We start from the raw sequence: 22,880 nt of genomic DNA, 5'->3' as shown, positions 1-22,880 counted from the left end.
GCCCCATAGCATCTTCACATTGCGTCGATCTGCCCTGAGTTCGCGACTTCCGGGCTGCCTCGGCTGCGGACATCTCGCTGCACTGCCCCAACTGACGCGATGGGCCAAGAGCCGACGTTCATAGGCGTATCGCATGCCGGGACATGCTGCGGCGGCACGGCCGCTCAAACATGGCGGCGAAGGCAAGAGCGACCAGCCGACCCGGTGCCGCCGATTTCGGCTGCGTCGACACCGCCAGCGGACTTGCAACGACGACCGCCGTCAGGCCTTTCGACGCCTGGATCGTCAGCGCAGCCACCGACACGCCCGCGATCACATCCACGAAGTAATGCCCCCGGCCAGCGGGGTCGCGACGAGCATTCCCGCATTCAGCATCAGCAGGGCGGGACGCAGCCACCAGATGCTCCATAAGCTCCAGATGCTGAGAAGCGCCGTGGCAGCGTGAAAGCTCGGGAAGGTGAGGATGCCGCCGAGCTTCGCGAGGTTGAGAGCTCGCAACGTGCCATCGCGCAGCATCGGTATGTCGCGCGCCTGTCCTCCATATCCGTTCGCCTTGAATAGCTCGGTGTCGGAGGGCAGTCCGAACTCGAAATAGGTGCCGATCGCCGGAAGCAGGGAGGAGACGACAATCACCACGCCCAACGCCAATGTTGACGCCATCACGAACTGCTGCAGACGGATATATTGCCCCGTCAGCCCCAGTACGACAGGGACGCCGAAGGCCGGCACGAGGATCATTGCGTAAAAGAACTTGGCGTAGAGTAGCAATTCCGGACGGGCCATCGCAAAATGGAAATATGCAGGCCAATCCAGGCCGAGCAATCGGTCAAGCTCGACAAATCTCGCGTCCTGCAACGGCATCCCGGCGCCCAAGCCGATATACGACAGCGGCGCCGCGCAGATCACGAAAAACCCATCTGCGCAAATGCGAGCATGGTGAACGCCGGCCGCTCGCCCCAGCCCCGCCGCATGAGCCACAACCCGGCAACCGCCAGCGCCGGCGCAGTGACAACCTCTTTCGTCATCAAACCTTCCAGCGTGAAGGTTGTTACGGCAAGCCCGATGCAGAGCGCCAGCGCACATCCAGCCACAAGGCTCCAGTTGACCAGTTGCAACCTGTTCGCAATCTGTCGTTCCGTGTGACCGATCAAGCGCAGCTCCTCCTTTGACAGCACAATAGCCACGACAGCCTAAAACGGACTAATGATCGGCTGGGGATTTGCCTAAATCTCGAAATATTCACCCACGACCTGCCGACTGCCGTAACCGTATTTCCGGCGGCAGCACGCGTCGCATCGGATTTCGTTCGCGCCGATCGCGCCAGCGGGATCCTCCGCCAGAGCAGCAGCGAAGCCCCGGTGCGACCGACCGCGAGGCCTCGAGGACACTGACTCTCTCCGACAATCGGCTCGTCCATGTCGCAGTCGCCGTCCACGGCCGCTTGTCCCGACCAGCTTGTGCTCGAAAGTCCTAGCGGTCCGTTACCCGGCTCGCCGAAAAGGCCCGCAATCGGTCAACGGACGAAAGGCCACGGCAGCTCCGGAAAGTCTGCTACGCCCGCCAAACCGGACCCCGGACTTCGCCGCGACTACAGCGGGCGTCTCTTATGAGCCGCAACGAAGCTGCATGCTGGCTCTCTTTCAATGCGATGTCCGGGCGCTGGCCGAACCTCACCGTCCCAGCTGTTTGGGGTCGTAATAAAACCGCTCTTCAATGAGCTCATCGCCCCGCCAGGTCTGCCACGCGATCTCCTCCAGCGTACGCGTGACGCCTTCGGAGTTGGTGAAGCTGAACATCCAGCGCGTGGCGACATGGTCACCCTCGATCAGGCTCGGCCCGATGCGGACAGCCCTGACCTCCTTGGATGCCGCGAGCACCCCGCGCTCCTTGGCGACGAGCTTGTCGCGGCCGACCGTCGGGGTGGCGTTGTTCTCATAGGTCGCGGCATCGGGCGTGTAGAATTGTTCGATCGCGCCGACGAAATCCCCGTCCTGCAACCGCTTCGCAAAAGCTTCGACGATGTCACGGCTCGGCATGGGCACACCTCGCAATTAAATCCGACTGATAGTCGGTAAATACCGACCACGAGTCGAAAAGTCAACTGGCCGTCTATGTCGAATTCGATTAGAGCAGAGTGAGATTGAATCGATGCGAGCCAAGAACTCAGAGCACCTCTCCCGTAGGGAGAGGTCGGATCGCATCGAAAGATGCGATCCGGGTGAGGGGTTACGGCCTCCCTGGACGCCGCGGCCCCTCACCCGGATTGCTGCTGAACGATGCTTCGCATCGCCAGGCACAATCCGACCTCTCCCCGCTGGGGAGAGGTGGACCGAGACGAGACAGCATGGCGAAACAGGCAGAGCGGCGGGCCGCGACATCGGAGGCGATCCTCAACGCGGCGCGCCGCCTGTTCGGCACGCAAGGATTTGCCGCCACGACGATGGACGAGATCGCCGACGCCGCCGGTGTCGCCAAGGGCGCGGTCTATCATCACTTCAAGACCAAGGAGGCGGTGTTCGAGGCCGTGTTCGATGAGGTCTCGCGCGACCTGGTCGCCGAGATCGACGGCGCGGCCCGCGCCGAGAAGGACGTGCTCGCCGCGATGGTCGCCGGCACCCAGCATTATTTTGCCGCAACCGCCAAAGGCCCGACCGGTCGGATCATCCTGCGCGACGGCCCAGCCGTGCTCGGCTGGGAGCGCTGGCGCGAGATCGACGCGCAGCATTTCGGCGGCAAGCTGCCGCGCGCAATCGCGGCCGCCATGGACGCCGGCCTGATCGCGCGGCAACCGGTCGAGCCGCTGGCGCGGCTGCTGCTCGGCGCGGTAACGGAGGCTGCGGTCGCCTGCGCCGGACGCGCGGACATCGCAAGGGCGGGCGCGGAATATGCCGGTGCGTTCAGGTCGCTCGTCGAGGCGCTGCGCCTGCGCCCATGATTGTGTGCGGTCCACCAGCCTCCCGCCATGGTCTCTTGCTCATCATCCGATATTCCGGCCGTGCGCAGCCCGCTCTCAAACCGCAGGTGAGATTTCAGGAAGTCGGCGTTGCCGTCGCTACCGTGGCCGTCGCAGTCGCAAGCTTGGTTTTGCGCCCTGTGGGGTCGCGCGTACCTTCCGCAGGCAAGAGGCTCAAGTCTCAGCTCTTCTTCTACTTGCAGCCGCTCCTACTTGCGGCCGCGGCAGATCGTAAGCTGGCGCTTTAGGATCTCTTCTTCCTGCTCGATCGATTTCTGCCGCGTGACGTTACTTGTCTCCGCATTGGGCTTGGAGGCCTTTGCTGCGCGTGACTTCGTGGGGTGCGAGCCAAACGCCACAGACAGCAAGCCAATGGCAAAGAGGGGCGCGCTTCTCATCCGCGTCCTTCGGCTTTGGTCGAACAATTGATCGCATGACTTTCCCGAGCCACGCCATCTTGAAAGTATCCGGCCTTCACGATCACCTCATCGTTGGGGATCCATTCCTCCGCAGTTGAGTCCCAATGATGGGTGTCGTCGAAGTGTTTCCAGGATGGCGGCCTTGGTTTGCTTTCACTCAGTCGTCTTGCATTCAGTGCGCTGAGTTGGACGACCAGTGCCCCAGCTGTCGTCACCCATTCGCGAGCGCTATATCGGGAGTTCCATTTGATTATCGGGAGCATCGGATGCCTCCTTCAAAGTAAGAAGCCGAAGTCATATTAGCCCAGGCCAAGGACACCAGGATGTAAAGCAATTCACAGTCAGCCAGCATCTTAGACATTGCGGCGATCCGGCATGCGTCTGGAGGGGATACCGGAGGGTTAAATGTCCCAGATGATGTCCGCTCTATCACAATCACCTGGCCTCATCGATGAGGTCGGACATGTCCGAAAAGCGCTCAAAAAGCCGGCATGCCAACAAGGTCGCGCCCCAGACGCAGGACAACAGCCTGGATCTCTGCGCTGACAGGACCCAAGTTATGTTAGGGCGTGAGCGACGCCGTATAGGCGGCCAGTGCGATCATGTCCTCGATGCTAAGATTTTCAACGACTGGTTTCATGAGTTCACTATTCGCGCCCTTGCGCGCGCCGGTCTTGAAGTCGAAGAGCTGCCGGAACGCATACGTCGGCGAACGGGCCGCGATCCTGGGCGCCACGGCCGTCCCCTTGAGGTCGGCACCGTGACAAGCGGCGCACTGCACGCGCAGATTGCTGCTCGCCGCCAACAGTCGCCCTTTCTCAATGCTGCCCAGGGGGACATAAGCGATGAAGCGAGCGCGCGAGTCCCGACTGACAAAATATTCGACCTTCTCCGGAATCTCGATGATGCGCTCGCCGATTGGCTCCTTCTCGCCGTCATCGATCCGAGCCAGAAACAAGTCCCTGACATGTGTCTTCGGGACGGTATCGGTTTCTGTGACCGCAATATTCGATCTTGGCTTGATTGACGCAAAATAGTCCGCAGCTTCCCTGAGTTCCTGCTCGGTCACCCCTTTCGACGCCTTGATCATTAGGTCGGTCGCGACCCGCGGCACCGAGTTCGTGCGCAGGCCCGTCTTGAACTCCACCGTTTGCTGGATGACGTATTCTGCGGAAAGACCAAACAGGCTGGCATTCTCAGGGCCGCCCGGCCCGTCCGCCCGGTGACAGACGCCGCAGGCGAACACGTCAGGCTTTCTGCCCGTTGCCACGATCGCCGGCATTGGCGGATGATCTTCGGGATGCCAGTCGGGCGCGGCGAACAGATCTCGCAGTTGCGTGAGCGTAAAACCGGCGGTGCTGTCCGGGACTTGCCTGATCGTGCCATCATCAGGTGCGCGTTGAAAATTCGGCGGGTTTACCGGATAGGCCCATGCCGGTGGGCTGTCTTCGCTGTGGGCGGGCAACGCCGCTGCGGCAAGCAATACGAACGAAAGCGCCAAAGGCGCACCGCAAATTCTCATGGCTTTCGACCTCCGTGCGCGTCGGTGAAGCCAAATTGCTCTTTCCGAGGGCGAAGATCGGAGGCGGCGCCTTAACGCTCGCGAGGCGACAGACACCGCAACTTCTCCGGCCTCACTCCAGAAGAGCATTCTGGCGCCGGGGACTCGATTGCGTCAATAAGCGATTCAGCCGCATAGGTCAGCCTGGCGTCAATCAGCCTTGCGTCAAAAAGGTGAAATGGCTGGAATGGTCGGCCTAAGTCTGCTTCATCCTTGGAAGCAGACATGTCACGTTATGAGTACGGGCCCTAGCAACATATGACCGCAAATTCTTCCCTCGCGCCGTCCGATCCCGAATTCGACTACATCATTGTCGGCGCCGGCTCCGCCGGCTGCGTGCTCGCCAACCGGCTCTCGGCAAATGGCAAGCATGCGGTGCTGCTGCTCGAGGCTGGCCCGAAAGATTCCAATATCTGGATCCATGTGCCGCTCGGCTACGGGAAACTGTTCAAGGAGAAGAGCGTCAACTGGATGTACCAGACCGAGCCGGAGCCCGAGCTCAAGGGGCGTCAGGTGTTCCAGCCACGCGGCAAGACGCTGGGTGGATCGAGCTCGATCAACGGTCTGCTTTATGTCCGCGGCCAGCACGAGGACTATGACCGCTGGCGCCAGCTCGGCAACACCGGCTGGGGCTACGACGACGTGCTGCCCTATTTCAAGAAGGCCGAGAACCAGTCGCGCGGCGCAGACCAATATCACGGCACAGGCGGTCCGCTGCCGGTGTCCAACATGGTCGTGACCGATCCGCTGTCAAAAGCCTTCATCGACGCCGCGGTCGAGACCGGCTTGCCCTACAATCCTGATTTCAACGGCGCCGCGCAGGAAGGCGTCGGCCTGTTCCAGACCACGACACGCAAGGGCCGCCGCGCCTCGACGTCGGTCGCTTATCTCGGCCCGGCGAAGACCCGCGGCAATCTCAAGATCGAAACTGGCGCGCTCGGCCAGCGCGTCCTGTTCGAGGGGCGCCGCGCGGTCGGCGTCGAATACCGGCAGGGCGCCATCCTGCGCCGCGCCCGCGCGCGCAGGGAAATCGTGCTGTCGACCGGCGCCTACAACTCGCCGCAGCTGCTTCAGCTCTCCGGCGTCGGCCCTGCCGATCTCCTGCGGGGGCTTGGCATCGATGTCGTGCTGGACGCGCAAGGCGTCGGGCGCGACCTCCAGGACCACATGCAGGTCCGCATCGTGATGCGCTGCTCGCAGAAGATCACCCTCAACGACACCATCAATCATCCGCTCCGCCGCACGATGGCAGGCGCACGCTATGCGCTGTTCCGGAAAGGCTGGCTCACCATCGCGGCCGGCACGGCCGGCGCGTTCTTCAAGACCAGCCCGCGACTGGCCTCGCCGGACATCCAGGTTCACTTCCTGCCGTTCTCGACCGACAAGATGGGTGAGAAGCTGCATGATTTTTCCGGCTTCACCGCGTCGGTGTGCCAGCTCCGGCCCGAAAGCCGCGGCAGCGTGCGCATCAAGAGCGCGGACCCGACCGTGCCGCCGGAAATCCGCATCAACTACATGTCGACCGAGACCGACCGCACCACCAACGTCGAAGGCCTGAAGATCCTGCGCAAGATATTGAACGCGCCGGCACTGAAGCCGTTCGTCATCGACGAGTATGATCCCGGCTCAAAGGTATCGACGGATGCCGAACTCCTGGATTATTGCCGCGAGCGCGGCAGCACCATCTACCATCCGACCTCGACCTGTCGTATGGGCAATTACGCGCTCGCGGTGGTCGACCAGCGGCTGAAGGTGAGGGGCCTCGACGGCCTTCGCGTCGTCGACGGCTCGATCATGCCGGACCTCGTGTCGGGCAACACCAACGCGCCGATCATCATGATCGCCGAAAAGGCCTCCGATATGATATTGGAGGATGCGCGGTAAACGCGTCTCGAAAGGACTGGGACTTGGCTACTCGCTTCAAGATCGGCACCCGCAAAAGCACGATGGCGCTGGCACAGACGGAAGAGATCGCGCGCCGCCTGACCGCAACCGTGCCCGATCTCGATGTGGAGATCGTCAAGTTCGACACCACGGGCGATCTCGACCAGACCAGCAAGCTGTTGCCGCACGGCGGCAAGGGCGGCGCCTTCGTGGCGCAGATCCGCGCCGCCGTGCTGGCGGGCGAGCTGCAGGCGGCGATGCATTCGCTGAAGGACATGCCGGGCAACGAGGACACCCCGGGTCTCGTCCTCGGCGCCACGCTGTCGCGTGATCCGGCAAGCGATGCGCTGGTATTGCGCGATGGCGTTACCCTGGAAGCGCTGCGCCAGTCGCGCGGCAAGGGTTTCAAGATCGGGACGAATGCCGTGCGGCGCGCGGCCTATGCGCGGCGGTTGTTTCCGCAGGTGGAAGTGATCCACTTCCGGGGCGCAGCCGACACGCGCGTGCGAAAACTCGACAACGGCGAGAAGCAGCGCCTGCCGGATGGTGGCGCGGTGGGGCCCGCGGATGCGCTGATCATGGCGCGATCCGGCCTCGATCGCGTCGGCCTTGCGCACCGCATCGCATACGAATTCACCGCGGCCGAGATGCTGCCTGCGGCGGGCCAGGGCATCGTCGCGGTGGAATGCGCGGCGCAGGATTGGCAGACGCGAAGCATCCTCTCGGCGATCGACGATCCGGCCGCGCATGCTTGCGCCGACGCTGAGCGCGAGGTGCTGTGGGTGCTCAATGGCCACTGCAACTCGCCGGTCGCAGCGTTCTCGACCATCGCCGGCGATCAGATGTCGCTCACCGCATCCGTGCTCGATCTCTCCGGCAACAGTATCATCGAAGCCTCACACGCCGGTCCCGCGAACCGCCCCCGTGAGCTCGGCCGCGCGGTTGCGCTCGATCTGCTGGAGAAAGGTGCAGCGGAGATCATCGAGCGCAGCCGCCCAAGGTAAGCCCGCCGGAACGGCCATCGGTGGCCATCGTGAAATCCTGCGCCTGTTTTGCCCGACGAGTCAAACGTCCGTCGCCTGCAGCGCTCGCGCCCTGCCGGACGAAATTCATCAATGATTTGGTTGTTCTCGCGCTTTTTGTGGGAGCGGCCCCTGCACAGCTCGGCCTCGATGGTTCGAGACGCGCCGCAAGCGGCGCTCCTCACCATGAGGGTTCAGGAGTTCGTCGTAACGCAAGACCTCATCCTGAGGAGCCCGCCCAAAGGCGGGCGTCTCGAAGGATGGCCGCACAGAGACCGCTCAACCCCGTACGCGCTTCAGCATCTGCTCGACATGCGCGATCGGCGTCTCCGGTTGGATGCCGTGGCCGAGATTGAAGATCAGGCGTCCTTGCGCAAAGCTTGCGATCACGTTGTCGACCGCGCGGTCGAGCGCGTCGCCGCCTGTGATCAGCACCAGCGGGTCGAGATTGCCCTGAACCGCAACCTTGCTCTGCACGCGCTCGCGGATGAAGGACGGCTCCGCGGTCCAGTCAATGCTGACGGCGTTGACGCCGGTCGCCTCGACATAGCCAGGCAATTGCGCGCCGGCGCCGCGGGGAAAGCCGATGACCTTCGCATCCGGCACCTTGGCGCGCACGCCCTCGACAATGCGCCGCGTCGGCTCGATCGACCAGCGCGCGAACTCGGCCGGCGGTAGCACGCCGGCCCAGGTGTCGAAGATCTGCAAGGCGTCTGCGCCGGCGGCGAGCTGCGCCAGCAGATACTCAATCGAATTGTCCACCAGCACGTCGATGATTTGTGCGAACGCTTCCGGATGCCGATAGGCCATCATCCGCGCCGGCGCCTGATCCGGCGTGCCCTGGCCTGCGACCATATACGTCGCGACCGTCCACGGCGCGCCGCAGAAGCCGATCAGCGCGACCTTGGGATCGAGTGCGGCGCGCACGATGCGCAGCGCCTCGAACACCGGCCCCAGTTTGGTGAAATCGGCGCGAGGCGCCAGCGTGGCCACCTTGCCGGGATCATCCAGCGGCTCGAGCCGCGGCCCTTCGCCAACCTCGAACCGCACCGAGCGGCCGAGCGCATAGGGGATCACGAGAATGTCCGAGAAGATGATCGCAGCGTCGAAGCCGAACCTTCGGATCGGTTGCAGCGTGACTTCGGCCGCGAGCTCCGGCGTGAAACAGAGATCGAGGAAGCCCCCGGCCTTGGCGCGCAACGCGCGATATTCGGGCAGATAGCGGCCAGCCTGCCGCATCATCCACACCGGCGGGGTGGCTTGCCGCTGGCCGGAGAGCACGTCGATGAAGGGCTTTGTCGCGGAATGGGGCACGAACGATCCTGATGCAGATTGAAGTTCCTGATACACCGCCGAACGCCCGAGCGGAACAGGGGAACCAGCGTAATTGCCCGGCGTTGACCGGCCAACGGAGGAGGATTTCCATGGTTGAGAAGTTCAATCCCGCGCCGTATGACAAGCACGCCGACGATCCGCATGAGGCGCTCGCCGCCGATCGCGCTGACGCGAAGCTCGACGCCGGCCTGGTTGACACGTTTCCGGCGTCCGATCCCGTCAGCGCCGCCCAGCCGACGCCGTCAAAGGCCGACGCGGAGGCCGACAGTCCGTCGCTATGGAAGAAGGTCATGGCCATCTTCAGCTGATGGCCGGCCGCGCCGATTTCCGACAGGTTCGCTAATGCCTTGTTAGCGATGTGCGGACGCTTGCGTCCGTAGGACTACGGAAAACCGTGAACATTGCGGCAAATACCGGCGGTAACTTCAGGGTTCACTAACAGAAGCGGCAGAGTTTCCGAACGATCGGAGTTCCTGTCGCATGAGTATCGCCGTTCACAGAGCCGGATGGAGCCGCCTGCCGTTGCGGGCGGCCGCCTTCGTCGTGCTGACCTGCACGGCCATCCTCGGCATCAGCGCCTGGCGGGAATGGAGCGCACGCGAAGCGGTGCTGAGAGGCGCCGAGACGGAGATGGCCAACGTCGCCCGCTCGCTGACTCAGCACGCCGAAGACAGTCTCGATTTGCTGGATTCCGGCGTCGTTGGCGTTGTCGCCCGGCTGGAGATGGACGGCACCGAGCCGGCCACGATCGCCAAGCTGCGCAACCTCCTGGAGGCGCGCAGGAAAGCGATGGAGCGCGTCCATAGCCTCGCCATCGTCGACGATCAGGGCAATTGGCTGACCTCGCCGGGCACGATTGCTTCGACGCTCAGCGATGACGACTTCTTCCGTCACCATCAGCTCTCGTCGAAGCGTGAGGCCTATGTTGGCCGTCCCGTGCAAAGCCAGCTGGATGGCGAATGGGTCGTGACCCTGTCGCGCCGCTTCAACAAGCTGGACGGCAGCTTTGGCGGCGCGGTGCTTGCGACCATCAGTTCCAGATATCTCGCGCATTTCTACGAGCAGTTCGAGATCGGCCGCAACAGCTCGGTGGCGCTTGTGCACAGCGACGGCATGATCATCGCACGCAACCCAAGCAACGACAAATTCGTCGGACGCAGCGTCGCCGACGCGCCGTTGTTCCGCGACCCGAGCCTGCAGCGGGCCGGCGGAGCCTATCATTTCAAGTCGCCGCTGGATGGCGCCGAGCGCGTCAGCTTCTTCAAGCGCAGCATCCGCTATCCGCTCATGCTGCTCGCCACCGTCGACAAGACCGAGCTGCTCGCGCCCTGGCGCGCCGCGGCGATCTCCCGGATGCTCTACGTGCTCGCGCTGGTCATTCTGATCGCGGTCATCGGGGCCGTGCTGGTGCGTCAGTTGCAGCGGGGCCAGCGCATGGCCGCCGCGCTGATCGAGAAAGAGGCCCATTTCCGCCTGCTTGCCGAGGGCTCCAGCGACATGGTGACCCGCATCGGGTTCGACGAGCGGCTGCGCTATGTTTCGCCCTCATCGTTCGGCCTCGTCGGTTGGCGCGCCAATCAACTGATCGGAACGCCGGCGCTCGCCGGCATCAACCCGGACGACCGGCCGCACGTTCAGGCGATCATCGACGCCATGAAGCGTGGCGATATGGAAGAGGCGCGCCTCACCTACCGAAACGCGCACCGGCAGAACGGCGAAGTCTGGCTCGAATCGACCATGCGGGTCACGCGCAAGGACAATGGCGATGCCGACGGCGTGGTCGCGATCTCGCGCGACATCAGCGAGCAGAAGAAGCTGGAGACCAGGCTCGAGACACTCGCGATCGAGGACAGTCTCACCGGGCTTGCCAATCGCCGCCGTTTCGACGAGCGGCTGAAGGAGGAATGGGCGCGCGCCTATCGCGACCGCTCGAGCCTCAGCCTGTTGATGGTCGACGTCGATCACTTCAAGGCCTACAACGACGAATACGGCCATCCCGCCGGCGACGCCTGCCTCCGGGTGGTCGCCAAGGTCATCGCGGCGGAGATGCAACGCGCTGGCGACCTGGCGGCACGCTATGGCGGCGAGGAATTCGCTATGTTGCTGCCGAATACCGATGCCGCGGGTTGCGCCAGAATTGGCGATCGGATCCGCCGCGCGATCCGCGAGGCCGGTCTCGTCCACACCTCTAATCATGCGACGGGCTTCGTGACGGCTTCGCTTGGGGGTGCGGCCTGCCGGCCGGCGCTGGAACGCACGGCAGGGGTCGGCTCGCTCGTCGAGGCCGCCGATCAGGCGCTCTACGCTGCGAAGGAGGCCGGGCGTAACCGGCTGATGATGTCGGGCGAGGTGACCAGCCTGCTGCCGAAGGCGTCAGGCCTGTAGCTTTGCATTCAATAATGCGGCGGGCGCTCGTTGGCGGCGCCGGGCGCATTGGCCTCGGCCTCCTGAAGCCGTTCACCGAGTTGCACGAGCTGCCGCGTTAGCGCGTCGATCTGCTTCCACTGCGCGGTGATGGTCTGGTTCAGGGTTTCGATGGTGTCGTCCTGATAGGCCAGCCGCGCCTCCAGCGCGTCGATGCGCTCGCTCAGCGTCTTGATCTCATTCGTCACGCGTTGCGTCCTTGTCCCGTTCGCGCAGCCCATGTTCTCGCAAGCCACGTTCTCGCAAACCATGGCCGAGCGCGACGCGCTCGTCGAACACGAAGCATTCACCGCGCCAGCGGCTTTGCGCCTCCGGCACCTCTTCCAGATATTTCAGGATGCCGCCCTTGAGGTGATAGACCTCGGCAAAGCCGCGCGCCAGCAGATGCGCGCTGGCCTTCTCGCAGCGAATGCCGCCGGTGCAGAACATTGCGATCCTGCGGTGCTTTTCCGGATCGAGCTGTCGTGCCGCAAAGTCCTTGAACTGGCCAAAGCTCGTGAGGCCGGGATCGACCGCGCCCTCGAACGTTCCCATGCCCACTTCGAAGGCGTTGCGGGTATCGAGCAGCAGCGTATCGGGTGCCTCGATCAGCGCGTTCCATTCGGCGGCATCGACATAGGTGCCGACCCGGTGGGTCGGATCGGCGGCCTCGTCCCCGAGCGTGACGATCTCCTTCTTCAGCCGCACCTTGAGCCGGCCGAACGGCATCGTCTCGGCGGTCGAGAATTTTAGTTCCAGATTGTTCAGCCTGCCGCCGAACATGTCGCCGTGCGCGAGTTCGTGGGCGAAGGCGTCGATCGCAGCCGGTGCACCAGCAATTGTGCCGTTGATGCCCTCCCGGGCCAGCAGCACGCTGCCCTTCAGCGCCAGGCCAGCGCAGAACGCGCGCAGCGGTTCGCGCAGCTCGCGGTAGTCGGGCAGGGCGGCGAATTGATAGAAGGCCGCGACCTTGTGAACCAGGTTCTTTGACGTCATGGCGGCTCGTTTAGCAGGCGGCAGGCGCCCAGAAAACCCGCATGGCCGAAAGCCGCAAAGGTCTATACGCCCAGCGGATGGCAGCCATTTCCCTGGTATGCCAGCATTGCCCGGGCGGGCCGGATTGTGTCATGAAGACCCCGGTTTTTCCGAGGCGGCGCGACACACGCGCCCCGACGTCTCAAGAAAGCAAGAATTCGCATGAGAAGCTTCCATTTTCCCGGCAGGTCCACGGTCCACGCCACCAATGCGATGGTCGCGACCTCGCATCCGCAGGCGAGCCTTGCCGCGATCGAGGTGCTGCGCGAGGGCGGCACGGCGGTGGACGCGGCTGTGGCGGGCTCGGCGCTGCTTGGCGTGATCGAGCCGCAGTCGACCGGCATCGGCGGCGATTGCTTCGCGCTGATCCAGCCGCGCGGCGAAGGCAAGATCGTCGCCTATAACGGCTCCGGCCGCGCGCCCAAGGCGGCGAACGCGGACTGGTACCTCGAACGCAAGATCACGTCCGTGCCGCTGACCTCGGCGCATGCGGTCTCGATCCCCGGCGTGATCGACGCCTTCGCGACCGTTTTGCGCGATCACGGCAAGTTCGGCTTCGACCGGCTGCTCCAGCCCGCGATCAAGGCGGCCGAGGAAGGCTATGTCGTCGCGCCCCGCATCGCCTTCGACTGGAAGAATCAGTTCGAGAAGCTGAAGAACGGCACCAACACCGAGCGCTATCTCCTGCCGCAAGGCAAGCCGCCGGTGGCCGGCGACATCATCCGCCAGGCGGAGCTCGGCAAGACGCTGCGGGCGATCGCCAAGGATGGCCGCGACGCCTTCTACAAGGGCGCGATCGCGGAAGATATCGTCGAGACCCTGCGCGGAATCGGCGGCCTGCACACGCTCGACGATTTCGCCGCGCACAGCACCGAGACCACGACGCCGATCGGCACGATGTACAAGGGCTACGACGTCTGGCAGTGCCCGCCGAACGGACCGGGGCTCACTATGTTGCTGATGCTCAACATCCTGTCGCGCTTCGACCTGACGAAATACGCGCCCCTCAGTATCGAGCGCTTCCATCTTGAAGCCGAGGCCGCGCGCATCGCCTACATGAATCGCGAGCTGCACGTGGCCGATCCCGATCATATGCAGTTCGAAGTCGCCAAGATCCTCGCCAAGGAATTTGCCGAGGAGCATATCAGCAAGATCCGCATGGACGGCATGCTGGATCTGCCGAACGTTGCGCCGCCGATGAATCCCTCGACCATCTACATCACCGTCGTGGACAAGGACCGCAACGTCTGCTCGTTCATCAATTCGATCGCGCATTCCTTCGGCTCGGCGATCGTCTCGAACAAGACCGGCGTGCTGCTCCAGAACCGCGCCGGCGGCTTCCGCATTCAGCCGGGTCACCCGAATTGCATCGCCGGCGGCAAACGGCCGCTGCACACGATCATGCCGAGTCTGCTCACCAAGGGCGGCCGTTCCGTGATGCCGTTCGCCGTGATGGGCGGGCAGTACCAGCCGGTCGGTCAGGCCCATGTCGTGACCAACATCCTCGATTATGGTTGCGACGTGCAGGAAGCAATCGACATGCCGCGCGGCCTGCACTACGAGGGCCAGTATCAACTCGAGGACAGCGTTCCGGCCGATATCGTCGAAGGCCTGAAGAAGCTCGGCCACAAGACCACCAGCGTGGTCGGCCCGCTCGGCGGTGCTCAGGCGATCTGGATCGACTGGGACAAGGGCACGTTGACGGGCGGTTCCGATCCGCGCAAGGACGGCTGCGCGCTCGGCTACTGATCGTCCTGCGCGAGACAGGTTCCCCGCACAGGATCAGGAAGATTTGACAAAGGGTGACGCGGCATCTGCTGCGTTGCCCTTTCTCGTTCGGAACTGCGCTCATTGGCCCAAGTTAAGGGGCGATGAGCGGTGCAGGCGCGCGCCGCTTTCCCAAGAAGCGGCGGAGGCCGTCCATGTCAGACAATTCAAGTTCCAAGCGATCCGGATTCGATCGGCGTGCCTTCATGGCCGGCGCCGGCATCGCGCTCGTTCCGCTGACCGCGCGTGCGGCTGTGCAAGACCCAACTCCGGCGGCCGCGCAGGATCCGGCGCTTCCCGTCGAGGTCACGCTGCGAGTGAACGGTCAAGACAAGCGCCTTCGCATCGACGCGCGGACGACTGTGCTCGATGCGTTGCGCGAGCATATCGGTCTCACCGGCAGCAAGAAAGGTTGCGACCACGGCCAGTGCGGCGCCTGCACGGTATTGGTCGGTGACCGGCGCGTGGTTTCCTGCCTGACGCTGGCGCTCGCGGCCGAAGGCCAGGAGATCACCACCATCGAAGGTCTCGCCACCGGCGATCACCTGCATCCAATGCAACAGGCTTTCATCGACAACGATGCGTTCCAGTGTGGCTACTGCACGCCCGGCCAGATCATGTCGGCGGTGGCCTGCGTGAAAGAGGGGCATGCCGGAAGCGATGAAGACATCCGCGAATATATGAGCGGCAACATCTGCCGCTGCGCCGCCTACCCCAACATCGTCGCCGCCGTGAAGCAGGCCGCATCCGACATCATGAAAGGTTAGGTCATGCGATCCTTCCTGTATCAGAGGGCGACAGACCCGGGCATGGCCGTACAGGCGCTCAGCGCAGCCGCTGCGGCCAACAATCCGCTGACCCAGGCTGCCGCACAGCCACTCGCCGGAGGCACCACGCTCATCGACCTGATGAAGCTCGATGTGATGCGGCCCGCCGCGATTGTCGATATCAATCCATTGGCGCAGGGTTGGTCCGGTATCGAGACCGGTGGCGAAAAGTTGCGGCTCGGTGCGCTCGCAAAAATGTCCGACGTTGCCGCGCATGCTGACATTCAGCGCCACTATCCGGTGATCGCGAATTCGTTGAGGCTTGCCGCTAGTGCCCAGTTGCGCAACATGGCAACGCTCGGCGGCAACGTGATGCAGCGGACGCGCTGCAGCTATTTCCGCGATATCTCCTATCAGAACTGCAACAAGCGCATTCCCGGCTCCGGCTGCGCCGCGATGGACGGCGTCAACCGGATGCATGCGGTGCTCGGCACTTCCGATCAATGTATTGCGACCTATCCGGGCGATTTCGCCCAGGCGCTGATTGCGCTGGATGCCACGGTGGAAATCACCGGCAAGTCTGGCACCCGGAGCATGCCGTTTGCGCAGCTGCACAAGGCACCGGGCAACACGCCGGACATCGAGACCACGCTTCAGCCGGGGGAGTTGATCTCGGCCTTCTCCATCCGCGGGCGCTGGCCGCGCTCGGTTTATCTGAAGGCACGCGATCGGCAATCCTATGAGTTTGCGCTCTCGTCGGCTGCGATCGCGCTGGACGTGCAGGACGGCGTGATCCGAGACGCGCGTGTGGCGCTTGGCGGCGTCGCCACCGTGCCGTGGCGCGCGCGCGAAGCGGAGGCGCTGCTGAAGGGCCGGAAGTTCGATAACGGCCTGGCACAGCGCGCCGCGGATGCCGCTTTCGCAGACGCCAAGGGCCGACAGCACAACAGTTTCAAAATATCTCTCGGAAAACGCCTTGTGGCGCGTGCGCTCCAACAGGCTTCGACGATGGAGGTTTGATCATGACCGTTGCCGCTCCCGAGCCGAAAGTGAATATGGGCAACCCTGTGCCGCGCTATGATGCGGTTGTAAAGGTCACGGGGCGGGCGACCTACGCGTCCGACATGCCGCTGGCTAATCCAGCCTATGCATACCTGGTCACCAGCGCCATCGCCAAGGGGCGCGTGGAGAGCTTCGATCTCGCCGGTGCCAACCGCGTCCGCGGCGTGATCGACATCGTCACGCATGAAAACGGGCCGAAGCTGAAGGAGTTGAAGCTCTACAGCAACGGCGGCTATGCCGGAACCACGATCCAGCCGCTGAGATCTGCCGACATCGCGCATGATGGCCAGATCATCGCCGTGGTCATCGCCGAATCCTATGAGGCGGCGCGTGAAGCCGCCAACCGCGTCAAGGTCAGTTACACGGCGGTTGTGCCCAGCGCGACCTTCGATTCCCCGGGAACGACGACGGCCGCTGCGAAAGGGCAGAATTCGCAATTCAAGGAAGATCCGCAGGTCGGCAACTTCGCCAAAGCATTCGAGGATGCCGAGGTCAAGCTGACCGCTTCCTACGATACGCCGACGCAGCACCACAATCCGATGGAGCTGTTTTCAACGAGCTGCGCCTGGATCGGCGACAACCTCGTCATCTACGAACCAAGCCAGTACGTCTATGGCCTGAAGAACGGCGTCGCCGAGCAGCTTGGGATCGATGCCGACAAAGTCCGCGTGGTCAATCCATATGTCGGCGGCGGCTTCGGCTCACGCGGCTCGATGACGCCGCGGACCGCCATTATCGCCGCCATCGCCAGGCGCCTGAACCGGCCGATCAAGCTGGTCCCGACCCGCGACCAGGGCTTTACCATCGCAACTTATCGCGCCGAGACGCGGCATGAGATCAAGCTCGGCGCCAGCCGCGACGGCAAGCTGGTCGCGCTCAGGCACGAGGGTGCCGAGGTCTCCTCGCGCCCCGATCCTTATTGCGTTGGCGGCACCAAGACGACGACGCGGCTCTATGCCTGCCCGAACGTCGACAGCCTGGTGTCGATCGTGCGCGCCGACCGCAACACGCCGGGGTTCATGCGTTCTCCGCCGGAAGTGCCGTATCTGTTCGCGCTTGAAAGCGCGATGGACGAACTCGCGGTCAAGCTGAACATGGATCCGGTCGAGCTTCGCCGCATCAACGACACTACCAACGAGCCGATCGGCGGCAAGCCCTACACGTCGCGCTCGCTGATGGCGTGTTTCGACGAAGCCGCCAAGGCGTTCGGCTGGTCGCAGCGCTCGCCGGAGCCGAAGTCGATGGCGGACGGCGATTGGCTGATCGGCTATGGCTGTGCCGCGACTTGCTATCCGACGCAGATGGGACCGTCGGCAGCGCGCGTGCGCCTGCAGCGAGACGGCCGCACCCGCGTCGAGATCGCCGGGCACGAGATCGGCACCGGCGCTTACACCATCATCGCGCAGACCGCATCAGAACGGCTGGGCGTGCCGCTGGAGAAGGTCGCGGTCTTTGTCGGCGACAGCGAGCTGCCGCCGGCGCCGGTCGCGGGCGGCTCGAACTCGACCGCCAGCACCTGCTCGGCGGTGATGATGGTGTGCGACCAGATCCGCCAGCGCCTGTTCAAGGCGATGATGCCGAACCAAAGCCTGACTGACAGGGCCAAGGAGACCGTCGGCATCGGTCAGACGCCGGCCACGCGGGCGGCGAAGAGCGATCGTTCGCTCGATCTTGAGAAGGCCTTTGATGCGCTTGGCGCCGGCGTTGTCGAGGAATATGGCGAGTGGAAGCCGGAAGACGCGCCGCCGGATTCGTTCCAGGCCATGCATAGTGGCCATGTCCGGCTGGTCGGCGGCCACAGTCTGAAAGACAAAATCGCCTATGCGTTCGGTGCGGAGTTCGTCGAGGTCAGGGTGAACCGCTTCACGCACGAAATCCGCGCCCCGCGCCTGGTCGGCGCCTTCGCGGCCGGCCGGATCATGAATCCGCGCACGGCCCGAAGCCAGCTCATGGGCGGGTTGATCTGGGGCATGTCCTCGGCGCTCCTGGAGGCCACCGAAATCGACCAACGCACAGCGCGCTACGTGAACGACAACTTTGCCGACTACCTTGTGCCGGTAAATGCCGACGTCCCCGGAGTCGAGGTGATCCTGCTCTCCGAGCAGGACGATCACATCAACCCCGCAGGCGCGAAGGGGCTCGGCGAGCTCGCCAATGTCGGCACCAATGCGGCGGTCTGCAACGCGATCTATCACGCCACCGGTCAGCGTATCCGCAAGCTGCCGGTGCGGCTGGAAAATATCGAGGTCTGAGGGGTGGAAACCGCACCGTCGTTGGGCTAGACACCTTCCGCCTCAAACGGAAGGTGTCTTATGCAGCGTCTCCAGCGCGTGCTTCTCGTCCTGATGTCGGCACTGGCGATCACCGTGATCGGCGGCGTGTCGCATTTCGTTTCCACCACGGCCACGGCCCAGACCGCAGGAAAGCCCATGACCACAGCTTCAGGCTTGCAGATCATCGACAGCGTCGCCGGCACCGGTGCTTCGCCAAAGCCCGGCCAGATCTGCGTGATGCATTACACCGGCTGGCTCTACGAGAACGGCCAGAAGGGCAAGAAATTCGACTCGTCCGTCGATCGCAACGAGCCGTTCGAGTTTCCGATCGGCAAGGGCCGCGTCATCGCCGGCTGGGACGAGGGGGTCGGCTCGATGAAGGTCGGCGGCAAGCGCACGCTGATCATCCCGCCGCAACTCGGCTATGGCGCCCGCGGCGCCGGCGGCGTGATCCCGCCGAACGCGACGCTGATGTTCGATGTGGAATTGCTCGCGGTGAAGTGAACCACCGCAAACAAAAAAGACCGGCTGCGGCCGGTCTTTTCGCTTCTAGGAGGGTTCCGATTTTGTCATGGCTTGCCGGCGCGGCTTTGAGCTAGCTTGCGAAAGCACGGAACAACAGAAAGCAGTCCAATGACCGGCCATGATCATTCGCATTCCCACCATGACCACGATCATGACGATCGCTGGAAACATGACGGCGTGCGCGTCATTCCCGGCAATCAGCTCGATACGAACGTGCCGTCCACGCCAGGCATGGACCGCGCGGCCGCGATCAATTTCGCGCGCGTCGGCGCGCAGAAATTGTGGGCGGGCACGGTGAGCATCAAGCCCGATGCCAAGACCGGCGCGCATCATCACGGCCATCTGGAAAGCGTCATTTACGTGGTGAAGGGCAAAGCTCGGATGCGATGGGGCGAGAGCCTGCAATTCACCGCGGAGGCCGGTCCCGGCGATTTCATTTTCGTGCCGCCCTACGTGCCGCACCAGGAGATTAACGCCAGCCGCGATGAGGTGCTGGAATGCGTGCTGGTGCGCAGCGATGGCGAGGCGGTCGCGGTCAACCTCGACATCGAGCCAATCGAGAAGCCCGAGACGGTCCTGTGGATCGACCCCGTCCACCGGGACCCGAACGAGACGAAGTAGGGCTGCCAGGAGGCCTTGCGGTTCTGTGCGACAGAATCCCGCGGGCAAGGGTCTAAAAAATATTCGGAAGCCGTGTCGGATGGCCGCTGGCCCATCCGTCCTTGGGCAGAACCCCGCCCAAGGAGCTTCCGATGCCCAAGATGATCTTCGTCAACCTGCCGGTGACCGACCTCAGGCGCGCCACCGCCTTCTACGAGGCGATCGGCGCGGTCAGGAATCCGCAATTCTGCGACGATACCGCGAGCTGCATGGTCTTCTCCGAGGCCATCTACGCCATGCTGATGACTCACGACAAATTCCGCCAGTTCACGCCGAAGCCGATCGCGGATGCCAGGACCTCGAACCAGGCGCTGTTCTGCCTGTCCGCGGACAGTCGCGCCGAGGTCGACGATATCGTCGGCAAGGCCGAGGTCGCGGGCGGGGTGGCCGATCCCAGCCCGAAGGAGGAGTTCAGCTTCATGTACGGCCGCAGCTTCGAGGATCCGGATGGTCATATGTGGGGTGTGAACTGGATGGACATGGCGGCCGCGACAACGCAGCCCGCCATGGCGACCACCTGACCGAACCTCGATAAAAATCGAAAATCCAGAAGAGGAGAATTCACGATGCCCAAGCTCGTGCCCTGCATGTGGTTCAACGGCGATGCCGAAGAAGCCGCCAAGTTCTACGTCTCGCTGGTGCCGAATTCCGAGATCACGCACGTTCAGCGCAACGTTTCGGACAACCCATCCGGCAAGGAAGGCTCCGTGCTGGTCGTCGAGTTCACGGTGGCAGGTCAGCCCCTCGTCGCGCTGAACGGCGGGATGAAGATGGAGTACACCCACTCGCTCTCGCTGATGATCCATTGCGACGATCAGGCCCAGGTCGACAGCGTCTGGAACGCCTTCCTGGTCCACGGCGGCAAGGAAGAGCAGTGCGGCTGGCTGAGGGATCGCTATGGCGTGTCCTGGCAGGTGGTGCCGAAGGTGATGTTCGAATTTCTAGCGAGCCCGGACAAGGCTGCGGCCGCGCGTGCGATGCAGGCCATGATGAAGATGGTGAAGCTGGATGTCGAGATTCTGCGCCGCGCCTTCGAGGGCAAGTCGGCGGCGTGATAGCGCCGACAAGATATGTAGGGTGGGCAGAGGCGCGTTTGCGCCGTGCCCACCACCTGTCCTCCGCCCAGAAAGGTGTGGGCACGCTACGCTTTGCCCACCCTACGAGACTATGCCTGAGCGAGGCGTCTCAATAATTGATCCTTAGCCCGACGCCGCCGTGGATGGTGTTGCCGACGGGTTGCGGGCCGAGTGTGCCGTTCGCAAAGAGGTCCACGATCCAGCCCTTGGACACGCGGAAGCCGAGGCGGCCGCCATATTCGAACCAGCCCTGGTTGCCCATTGTCGGCACCACCGTGCCGTCGCCGGTCACGGTGGCGACGATGCCGCTGCGGCTGGCGAACGACTGCACCCAGCCGCCATTGACGTTGGCCTCGATGTTGCTGCCATACAGATGCGTCCACTGACCGCCGATCTTGACCAGGCTGGTGCGGTCGGTGCCGGTCGCGATGGTGGCGTCGAACGGATTGAACGCCACCGTGCTGTCGCTGTAGCCCGACACGCGCTGCCAGAGCTGCCAGACCTCGATCGACGCCGCGACCTCGTCCCGGGGTGATACGCGGCTCATCCAGCCGGCGCGGCCATACACGGCGTAGTTCGCGGCGTTGGTCGAGCTCGTCACGCTTACCGGCCCGAAGCTGGTATTGTAGCTGCGGGTGTAACGCACCTTCTCCCACGGCGTCAGGATCGTGCCGACGTCGAAGAACGGACGCGACGAGCCCCAGTCCGTGAAGTCATAGCGCAGCGCGAAGGCGCTGATCGGCGCGCTGGTGACGTTGTAGCCACCCTCGCTGTATTGCGTGTAAGCGATGCCGGCGAGCAGCGACAGGTTGGGGGTAAGCTCCTTGCGGCCGTGGATACCGGCCGAAAACGAGCCGGCCGAGCCGAAGGCGCTGAGGCAATCGCTGCAATTGACCTGCTCGTTGACGCCTAGCAGCACCGTGCCGAGCACCCGGTTGGTAATCATCTGGTTGAAGCGCTGGTTGGCGAGGCCGCCGAGCGAATTGCCGCTGGAATCTGCGCCCGTCGGCGTTGGGCTCGGCGACGGAGTTGGAGAGGGACTTGGATAAGGGCTTGGGGAGGGACTTGGGGAAGGCGTCGGGGACGGCGAGTATGTCGACGTCGGGGACGGCCCGCACTCGGCCTCGCAAGCTTGGGCTGTGGCCGGACGGACATCGAGCACGGCAAACGCGAGCGTGGCAGCCATGGTCACCGCGCCGGCGAGGAAGAGGCGCTTGAAGCGGAGTTGCGCAATCATCAGCGCCCGCACAGCATGCCGTCGTCATGGACGGCGGGCGTGATGGCCGGCGAGGCGTCCGCATATTGATTGATCGAGCACAGCCCGGCGCTTGCGGCGCAGGTCGCGGCAAAGGTCCAGGGCGGCGTATTGCTTTTGGCGATGCCGACCTTGCCGCCGGTCGAGGTGATGATTGCGGTGTCGCCGGGCTGGGTCAGTTGCACGCATTGGAAGCTCAGCGTGCAGACGCGGGCTGCGCCGTCCTGTAGCACGACAATAGAGCGGCCGCGTCGCGAGAGGATGTCGAGCGTGGTGCCGCGCACGCCGATGGTCGCGAGCGGCGTGGTGATCTTGTAGGCGGTCTTCTCCGAATGTCCGGTGACGAAACGAAATGCGCCGGTGGTCATGCGGATCGCGACGTCGCGATAGCTATGCTCGTCGTTGAAGACGGTGCGATCAAGCTTCAGCGTTGCGCTCGGCCCGAGCGACAGATTGGTGCTGTCGGCCATGACGAAGCGCGCTGCGCTGTCGGCGCCGGTGCGCACGATCTCGTCGCGCAGCATACTGTCGCCGACGCTGATCGGCGTCGCGGTTGCGGCCACGCGCACCACTTCGTTCTGGATCACCACGGCCTCGCCGACGCGCGTCTGCGCCTGCGCCTGCGCGCAAGGCGCGGCGCAAAAGGCAGCCGACAACAAAGTGGAGAAAAACAAGAAACGCAAATTCATTTCGCAACCGATCGATGTGTCCCTGATCGTACCGGATCGCGCGCGCTTGCGATGTGGCCAAATTATCACAAGCGGCGCGGGACGTGCGTTATGCTTAGTGACAGTCGCGGTGGAATGCGTTCAATGAGGGGACGCGATTACTTTTGTCCGCGGTGACGCTAATTTGCCACGCAAAACCACTCCACAGCAGCAGC

At 63.8% G+C, this 22,880-nt stretch carries 23 protein-coding genes; 13 read left to right on the top strand and 10 right to left on the bottom strand.

Going from position 1 to position 22,880, the window contains the following annotated elements:
- Positions 1-118: 118 nt before the first annotated feature.
- The 4 genes from FXV83_RS33455 to FXV83_RS33445 all read right to left on the bottom strand — a co-directional run bounded on the left by FXV83_RS33455 (position 119) and on the right by FXV83_RS33445 (position 2,036).
- Positions 119-322: a hypothetical protein gene (locus FXV83_RS33455; RefSeq protein WP_148743823.1), complete on the bottom strand. Its 204-nt coding sequence runs from the start codon at positions 320-322 to the stop codon at positions 119-121.
- Positions 313-906 carry a phosphatase PAP2 family protein gene (locus FXV83_RS33450; RefSeq protein WP_187436336.1) on the bottom strand — a complete coding sequence of 198 codons (594 nt, stop codon included), beginning with the start codon at positions 904-906 and terminating at the stop codon, positions 313-315. Before FXV83_RS33450 ends, FXV83_RS33455 begins: the two co-directional genes overlap by 10 nt.
- A complete protein-coding gene (locus tag FXV83_RS43185; RefSeq protein WP_187436335.1) occupies positions 903-1,115 on the bottom strand; it encodes a hypothetical protein in 213 nt (70 codons plus the stop codon). The genes FXV83_RS33450 and FXV83_RS43185 overlap by 4 nt, the downstream gene beginning before the upstream one ends.
- 555 nt (positions 1,116-1,670) lie before the next feature.
- Positions 1,671-2,036, bottom strand: coding sequence for a nuclear transport factor 2 family protein (locus tag FXV83_RS33445; protein WP_148743821.1), 366 nt, complete (start codon positions 2,034-2,036; stop codon positions 1,671-1,673).
- Between the two features lie 308 nt (positions 2,037-2,344).
- Here FXV83_RS33445 and FXV83_RS33440 point away from each other — a divergent pair, with 308 nt between their 5' ends.
- Positions 2,345-2,935, top strand: a complete 591-nt coding sequence (locus FXV83_RS33440) for a TetR/AcrR family transcriptional regulator (RefSeq protein WP_148743820.1) — start codon at positions 2,345-2,347, stop codon at positions 2,933-2,935.
- 999 nt (positions 2,936-3,934) lie between these two features.
- Here the strand turns inward: FXV83_RS33440 and FXV83_RS33430 are convergent.
- Positions 3,935-4,894: a c-type cytochrome gene (locus FXV83_RS33430; protein ID WP_235940366.1), complete on the bottom strand. Its 960-nt coding sequence runs from the start codon at positions 4,892-4,894 to the stop codon at positions 3,935-3,937.
- 297 nt (positions 4,895-5,191) lie between these two features.
- On the opposite strand from FXV83_RS33430, the gene FXV83_RS33425 reads away from it, so the two are divergent.
- Together FXV83_RS33425 and hemC are read left to right on the top strand one after the other, a co-directional pair.
- A complete protein-coding gene (locus FXV83_RS33425; RefSeq protein ID WP_148743818.1) occupies positions 5,192-6,817 on the top strand; it encodes a GMC family oxidoreductase in 1,626 nt (541 codons plus the stop codon).
- Between the two features lie 23 nt (positions 6,818-6,840).
- Positions 6,841-7,821 carry a hydroxymethylbilane synthase gene (gene hemC, locus FXV83_RS33420; protein WP_148743817.1) on the top strand — a complete coding sequence of 327 codons (981 nt, stop codon included), beginning with the start codon at positions 6,841-6,843 and terminating at the stop codon, positions 7,819-7,821.
- Between the two features lie 297 nt (positions 7,822-8,118).
- Here hemC and hemE read toward each other — a convergent pair whose 3' ends face one another.
- Positions 8,119-9,153, bottom strand: a complete 1,035-nt coding sequence (hemE, locus tag FXV83_RS33415; RefSeq protein ID WP_148743816.1) for a uroporphyrinogen decarboxylase — start codon at positions 9,151-9,153, stop codon at positions 8,119-8,121.
- A gap of 110 nt (positions 9,154-9,263) precedes the next feature.
- Between hemE and FXV83_RS33410 the strand changes: the two genes are divergently transcribed.
- Positions 9,264-9,482: a hypothetical protein gene (locus tag FXV83_RS33410; protein WP_148743815.1), complete on the top strand. Its 219-nt coding sequence runs from the start codon at positions 9,264-9,266 to the stop codon at positions 9,480-9,482.
- A 172-nt stretch (positions 9,483-9,654) separates the two neighbouring features.
- Positions 9,655-11,559, top strand: coding sequence for a diguanylate cyclase (locus FXV83_RS33405; protein ID WP_148743814.1), 1,905 nt, complete (start codon positions 9,655-9,657; stop codon positions 11,557-11,559).
- 8 nt (positions 11,560-11,567) lie between these two features.
- Here FXV83_RS33405 and FXV83_RS33400 read toward each other — a convergent pair whose 3' ends face one another.
- The gene (locus FXV83_RS33400; RefSeq protein WP_148743813.1) at positions 11,568-11,786 is read right to left on the bottom strand and encodes a SlyX family protein; all 219 of its coding nucleotides are present in this window, start codon (positions 11,784-11,786) and stop codon (positions 11,568-11,570) included.
- Positions 11,776-12,558 (bottom strand): oxygen-dependent tRNA uridine(34) hydroxylase TrhO, encoded by a 783-nt coding sequence (gene trhO, locus FXV83_RS33395; RefSeq protein ID WP_187436340.1) that lies wholly within the window; start codon positions 12,556-12,558, stop codon positions 11,776-11,778. Before trhO ends, FXV83_RS33400 begins: the two co-directional genes overlap by 11 nt.
- A 216-nt stretch (positions 12,559-12,774) precedes the next feature.
- Between trhO and ggt the strand changes: the two genes are divergently transcribed.
- From ggt to FXV83_RS33355, 8 genes are all read left to right on the top strand, one after another.
- Positions 12,775-14,361, top strand: coding sequence for a gamma-glutamyltransferase (gene ggt, locus FXV83_RS33390; RefSeq protein WP_148743811.1), 1,587 nt, complete (start codon positions 12,775-12,777; stop codon positions 14,359-14,361).
- A 224-nt stretch (positions 14,362-14,585) separates the two neighbouring features.
- Positions 14,586-15,146 (top strand): (2Fe-2S)-binding protein, encoded by a 561-nt coding sequence (locus tag FXV83_RS33385; RefSeq protein ID WP_187436334.1) that lies wholly within the window; start codon positions 14,586-14,588, stop codon positions 15,144-15,146.
- 3 nt (positions 15,147-15,149) lie between these two features.
- Positions 15,150-16,166: an FAD binding domain-containing protein gene (locus tag FXV83_RS33380; protein ID WP_148743809.1), complete on the top strand. Its 1,017-nt coding sequence runs from the start codon at positions 15,150-15,152 to the stop codon at positions 16,164-16,166.
- A 2-nt stretch (positions 16,167-16,168) separates the two neighbouring features.
- Positions 16,169-18,460 carry a xanthine dehydrogenase family protein molybdopterin-binding subunit gene (locus tag FXV83_RS33375; RefSeq protein ID WP_148743808.1) on the top strand — a complete coding sequence of 764 codons (2,292 nt, stop codon included), beginning with the start codon at positions 16,169-16,171 and terminating at the stop codon, positions 18,458-18,460.
- A gap of 60 nt (positions 18,461-18,520) precedes the next feature.
- Complete coding sequence (locus tag FXV83_RS33370) at positions 18,521-18,985, top strand: FKBP-type peptidyl-prolyl cis-trans isomerase (protein WP_148743807.1); 465 nt, start codon at positions 18,521-18,523, stop codon at positions 18,983-18,985.
- Between the two features lie 129 nt (positions 18,986-19,114).
- Positions 19,115-19,627, top strand: a complete 513-nt coding sequence (locus FXV83_RS33365) for a cupin domain-containing protein (RefSeq protein WP_148743806.1) — start codon at positions 19,115-19,117, stop codon at positions 19,625-19,627.
- Between the two features lie 131 nt (positions 19,628-19,758).
- Positions 19,759-20,187, top strand: a complete 429-nt coding sequence (locus tag FXV83_RS33360) for a VOC family protein (protein WP_148743805.1) — start codon at positions 19,759-19,761, stop codon at positions 20,185-20,187.
- 45 nt (positions 20,188-20,232) lie between these two features.
- Entirely contained in the window at positions 20,233-20,721 is a 489-nt protein-coding gene (locus FXV83_RS33355) for a VOC family protein (RefSeq protein ID WP_148743804.1), read from the top strand.
- Between the two features lie 130 nt (positions 20,722-20,851).
- On the opposite strand, the gene FXV83_RS33350 is transcribed toward FXV83_RS33355, so the two are convergent.
- Together FXV83_RS33350 and FXV83_RS33345 are read right to left on the bottom strand one after the other, a co-directional pair.
- The gene (locus FXV83_RS33350; RefSeq protein ID WP_235940364.1) at positions 20,852-21,979 is read right to left on the bottom strand and encodes a hypothetical protein; all 1,128 of its coding nucleotides are present in this window, start codon (positions 21,977-21,979) and stop codon (positions 20,852-20,854) included.
- Positions 21,979-22,686, bottom strand: coding sequence for a FecR family protein (locus FXV83_RS33345; RefSeq protein ID WP_187436333.1), 708 nt, complete (start codon positions 22,684-22,686; stop codon positions 21,979-21,981). The genes FXV83_RS33350 and FXV83_RS33345 overlap by 1 nt, the downstream gene beginning before the upstream one ends.
- Positions 22,687-22,880 lie beyond the last annotated feature (194 nt).

This window comes from Bradyrhizobium hipponense (assembly GCF_008123965.1).
In the GTDB taxonomy this organism is placed as follows: domain Bacteria; phylum Pseudomonadota; class Alphaproteobacteria; order Rhizobiales; family Xanthobacteraceae; genus Bradyrhizobium; species Bradyrhizobium hipponense.
This window is presented reverse-complemented; position numbering and strand designations above follow the sequence as displayed.

Coding starts and splice junctions, on each gene's coding strand:
- FXV83_RS33445 (WP_148743821.1), bottom strand. CDS start 2,036: ATGCCGAGCCGTGACATCGTCGAAGCTTTTGCGAAGCGGTTGCAGGAC.
- FXV83_RS33440 (WP_148743820.1), top strand. CDS start 2,345: ATGGCGAAACAGGCAGAGCGGCGGGCCGCGACATCGGAGGCGATCCTC.
- FXV83_RS33430 (WP_235940366.1), bottom strand. CDS start 4,894: ATGAGAATTTGCGGTGCGCCTTTGGCGCTTTCGTTCGTATTGCTTGCC.
- FXV83_RS33425 (WP_148743818.1), top strand. CDS start 5,192: ATGACCGCAAATTCTTCCCTCGCGCCGTCCGATCCCGAATTCGACTAC.
- FXV83_RS33410 (WP_148743815.1), top strand. CDS start 9,264: ATGGTTGAGAAGTTCAATCCCGCGCCGTATGACAAGCACGCCGACGAT.
- FXV83_RS33405 (WP_148743814.1), top strand. CDS start 9,655: ATGAGTATCGCCGTTCACAGAGCCGGATGGAGCCGCCTGCCGTTGCGG.
- ggt (WP_148743811.1), top strand. CDS start 12,775: ATGAGAAGCTTCCATTTTCCCGGCAGGTCCACGGTCCACGCCACCAAT.
- FXV83_RS33385 (WP_187436334.1), top strand. CDS start 14,586: ATGGCCGGCGCCGGCATCGCGCTCGTTCCGCTGACCGCGCGTGCGGCT.
- FXV83_RS33380 (WP_148743809.1), top strand. CDS start 15,150: ATGCGATCCTTCCTGTATCAGAGGGCGACAGACCCGGGCATGGCCGTA.
- FXV83_RS33375 (WP_148743808.1), top strand. CDS start 16,169: ATGACCGTTGCCGCTCCCGAGCCGAAAGTGAATATGGGCAACCCTGTG.
- FXV83_RS33370 (WP_148743807.1), top strand. CDS start 18,521: ATGCAGCGTCTCCAGCGCGTGCTTCTCGTCCTGATGTCGGCACTGGCG.
- FXV83_RS33365 (WP_148743806.1), top strand. CDS start 19,115: ATGACCGGCCATGATCATTCGCATTCCCACCATGACCACGATCATGAC.
- FXV83_RS33360 (WP_148743805.1), top strand. CDS start 19,759: ATGCCCAAGATGATCTTCGTCAACCTGCCGGTGACCGACCTCAGGCGC.
- FXV83_RS33355 (WP_148743804.1), top strand. CDS start 20,233: ATGCCCAAGCTCGTGCCCTGCATGTGGTTCAACGGCGATGCCGAAGAA.
- FXV83_RS33350 (WP_235940364.1), bottom strand. CDS start 21,979: ATGATTGCGCAACTCCGCTTCAAGCGCCTCTTCCTCGCCGGCGCGGTG.
- FXV83_RS33345 (WP_187436333.1), bottom strand. CDS start 22,686: ATGAATTTGCGTTTCTTGTTTTTCTCCACTTTGTTGTCGGCTGCCTTT.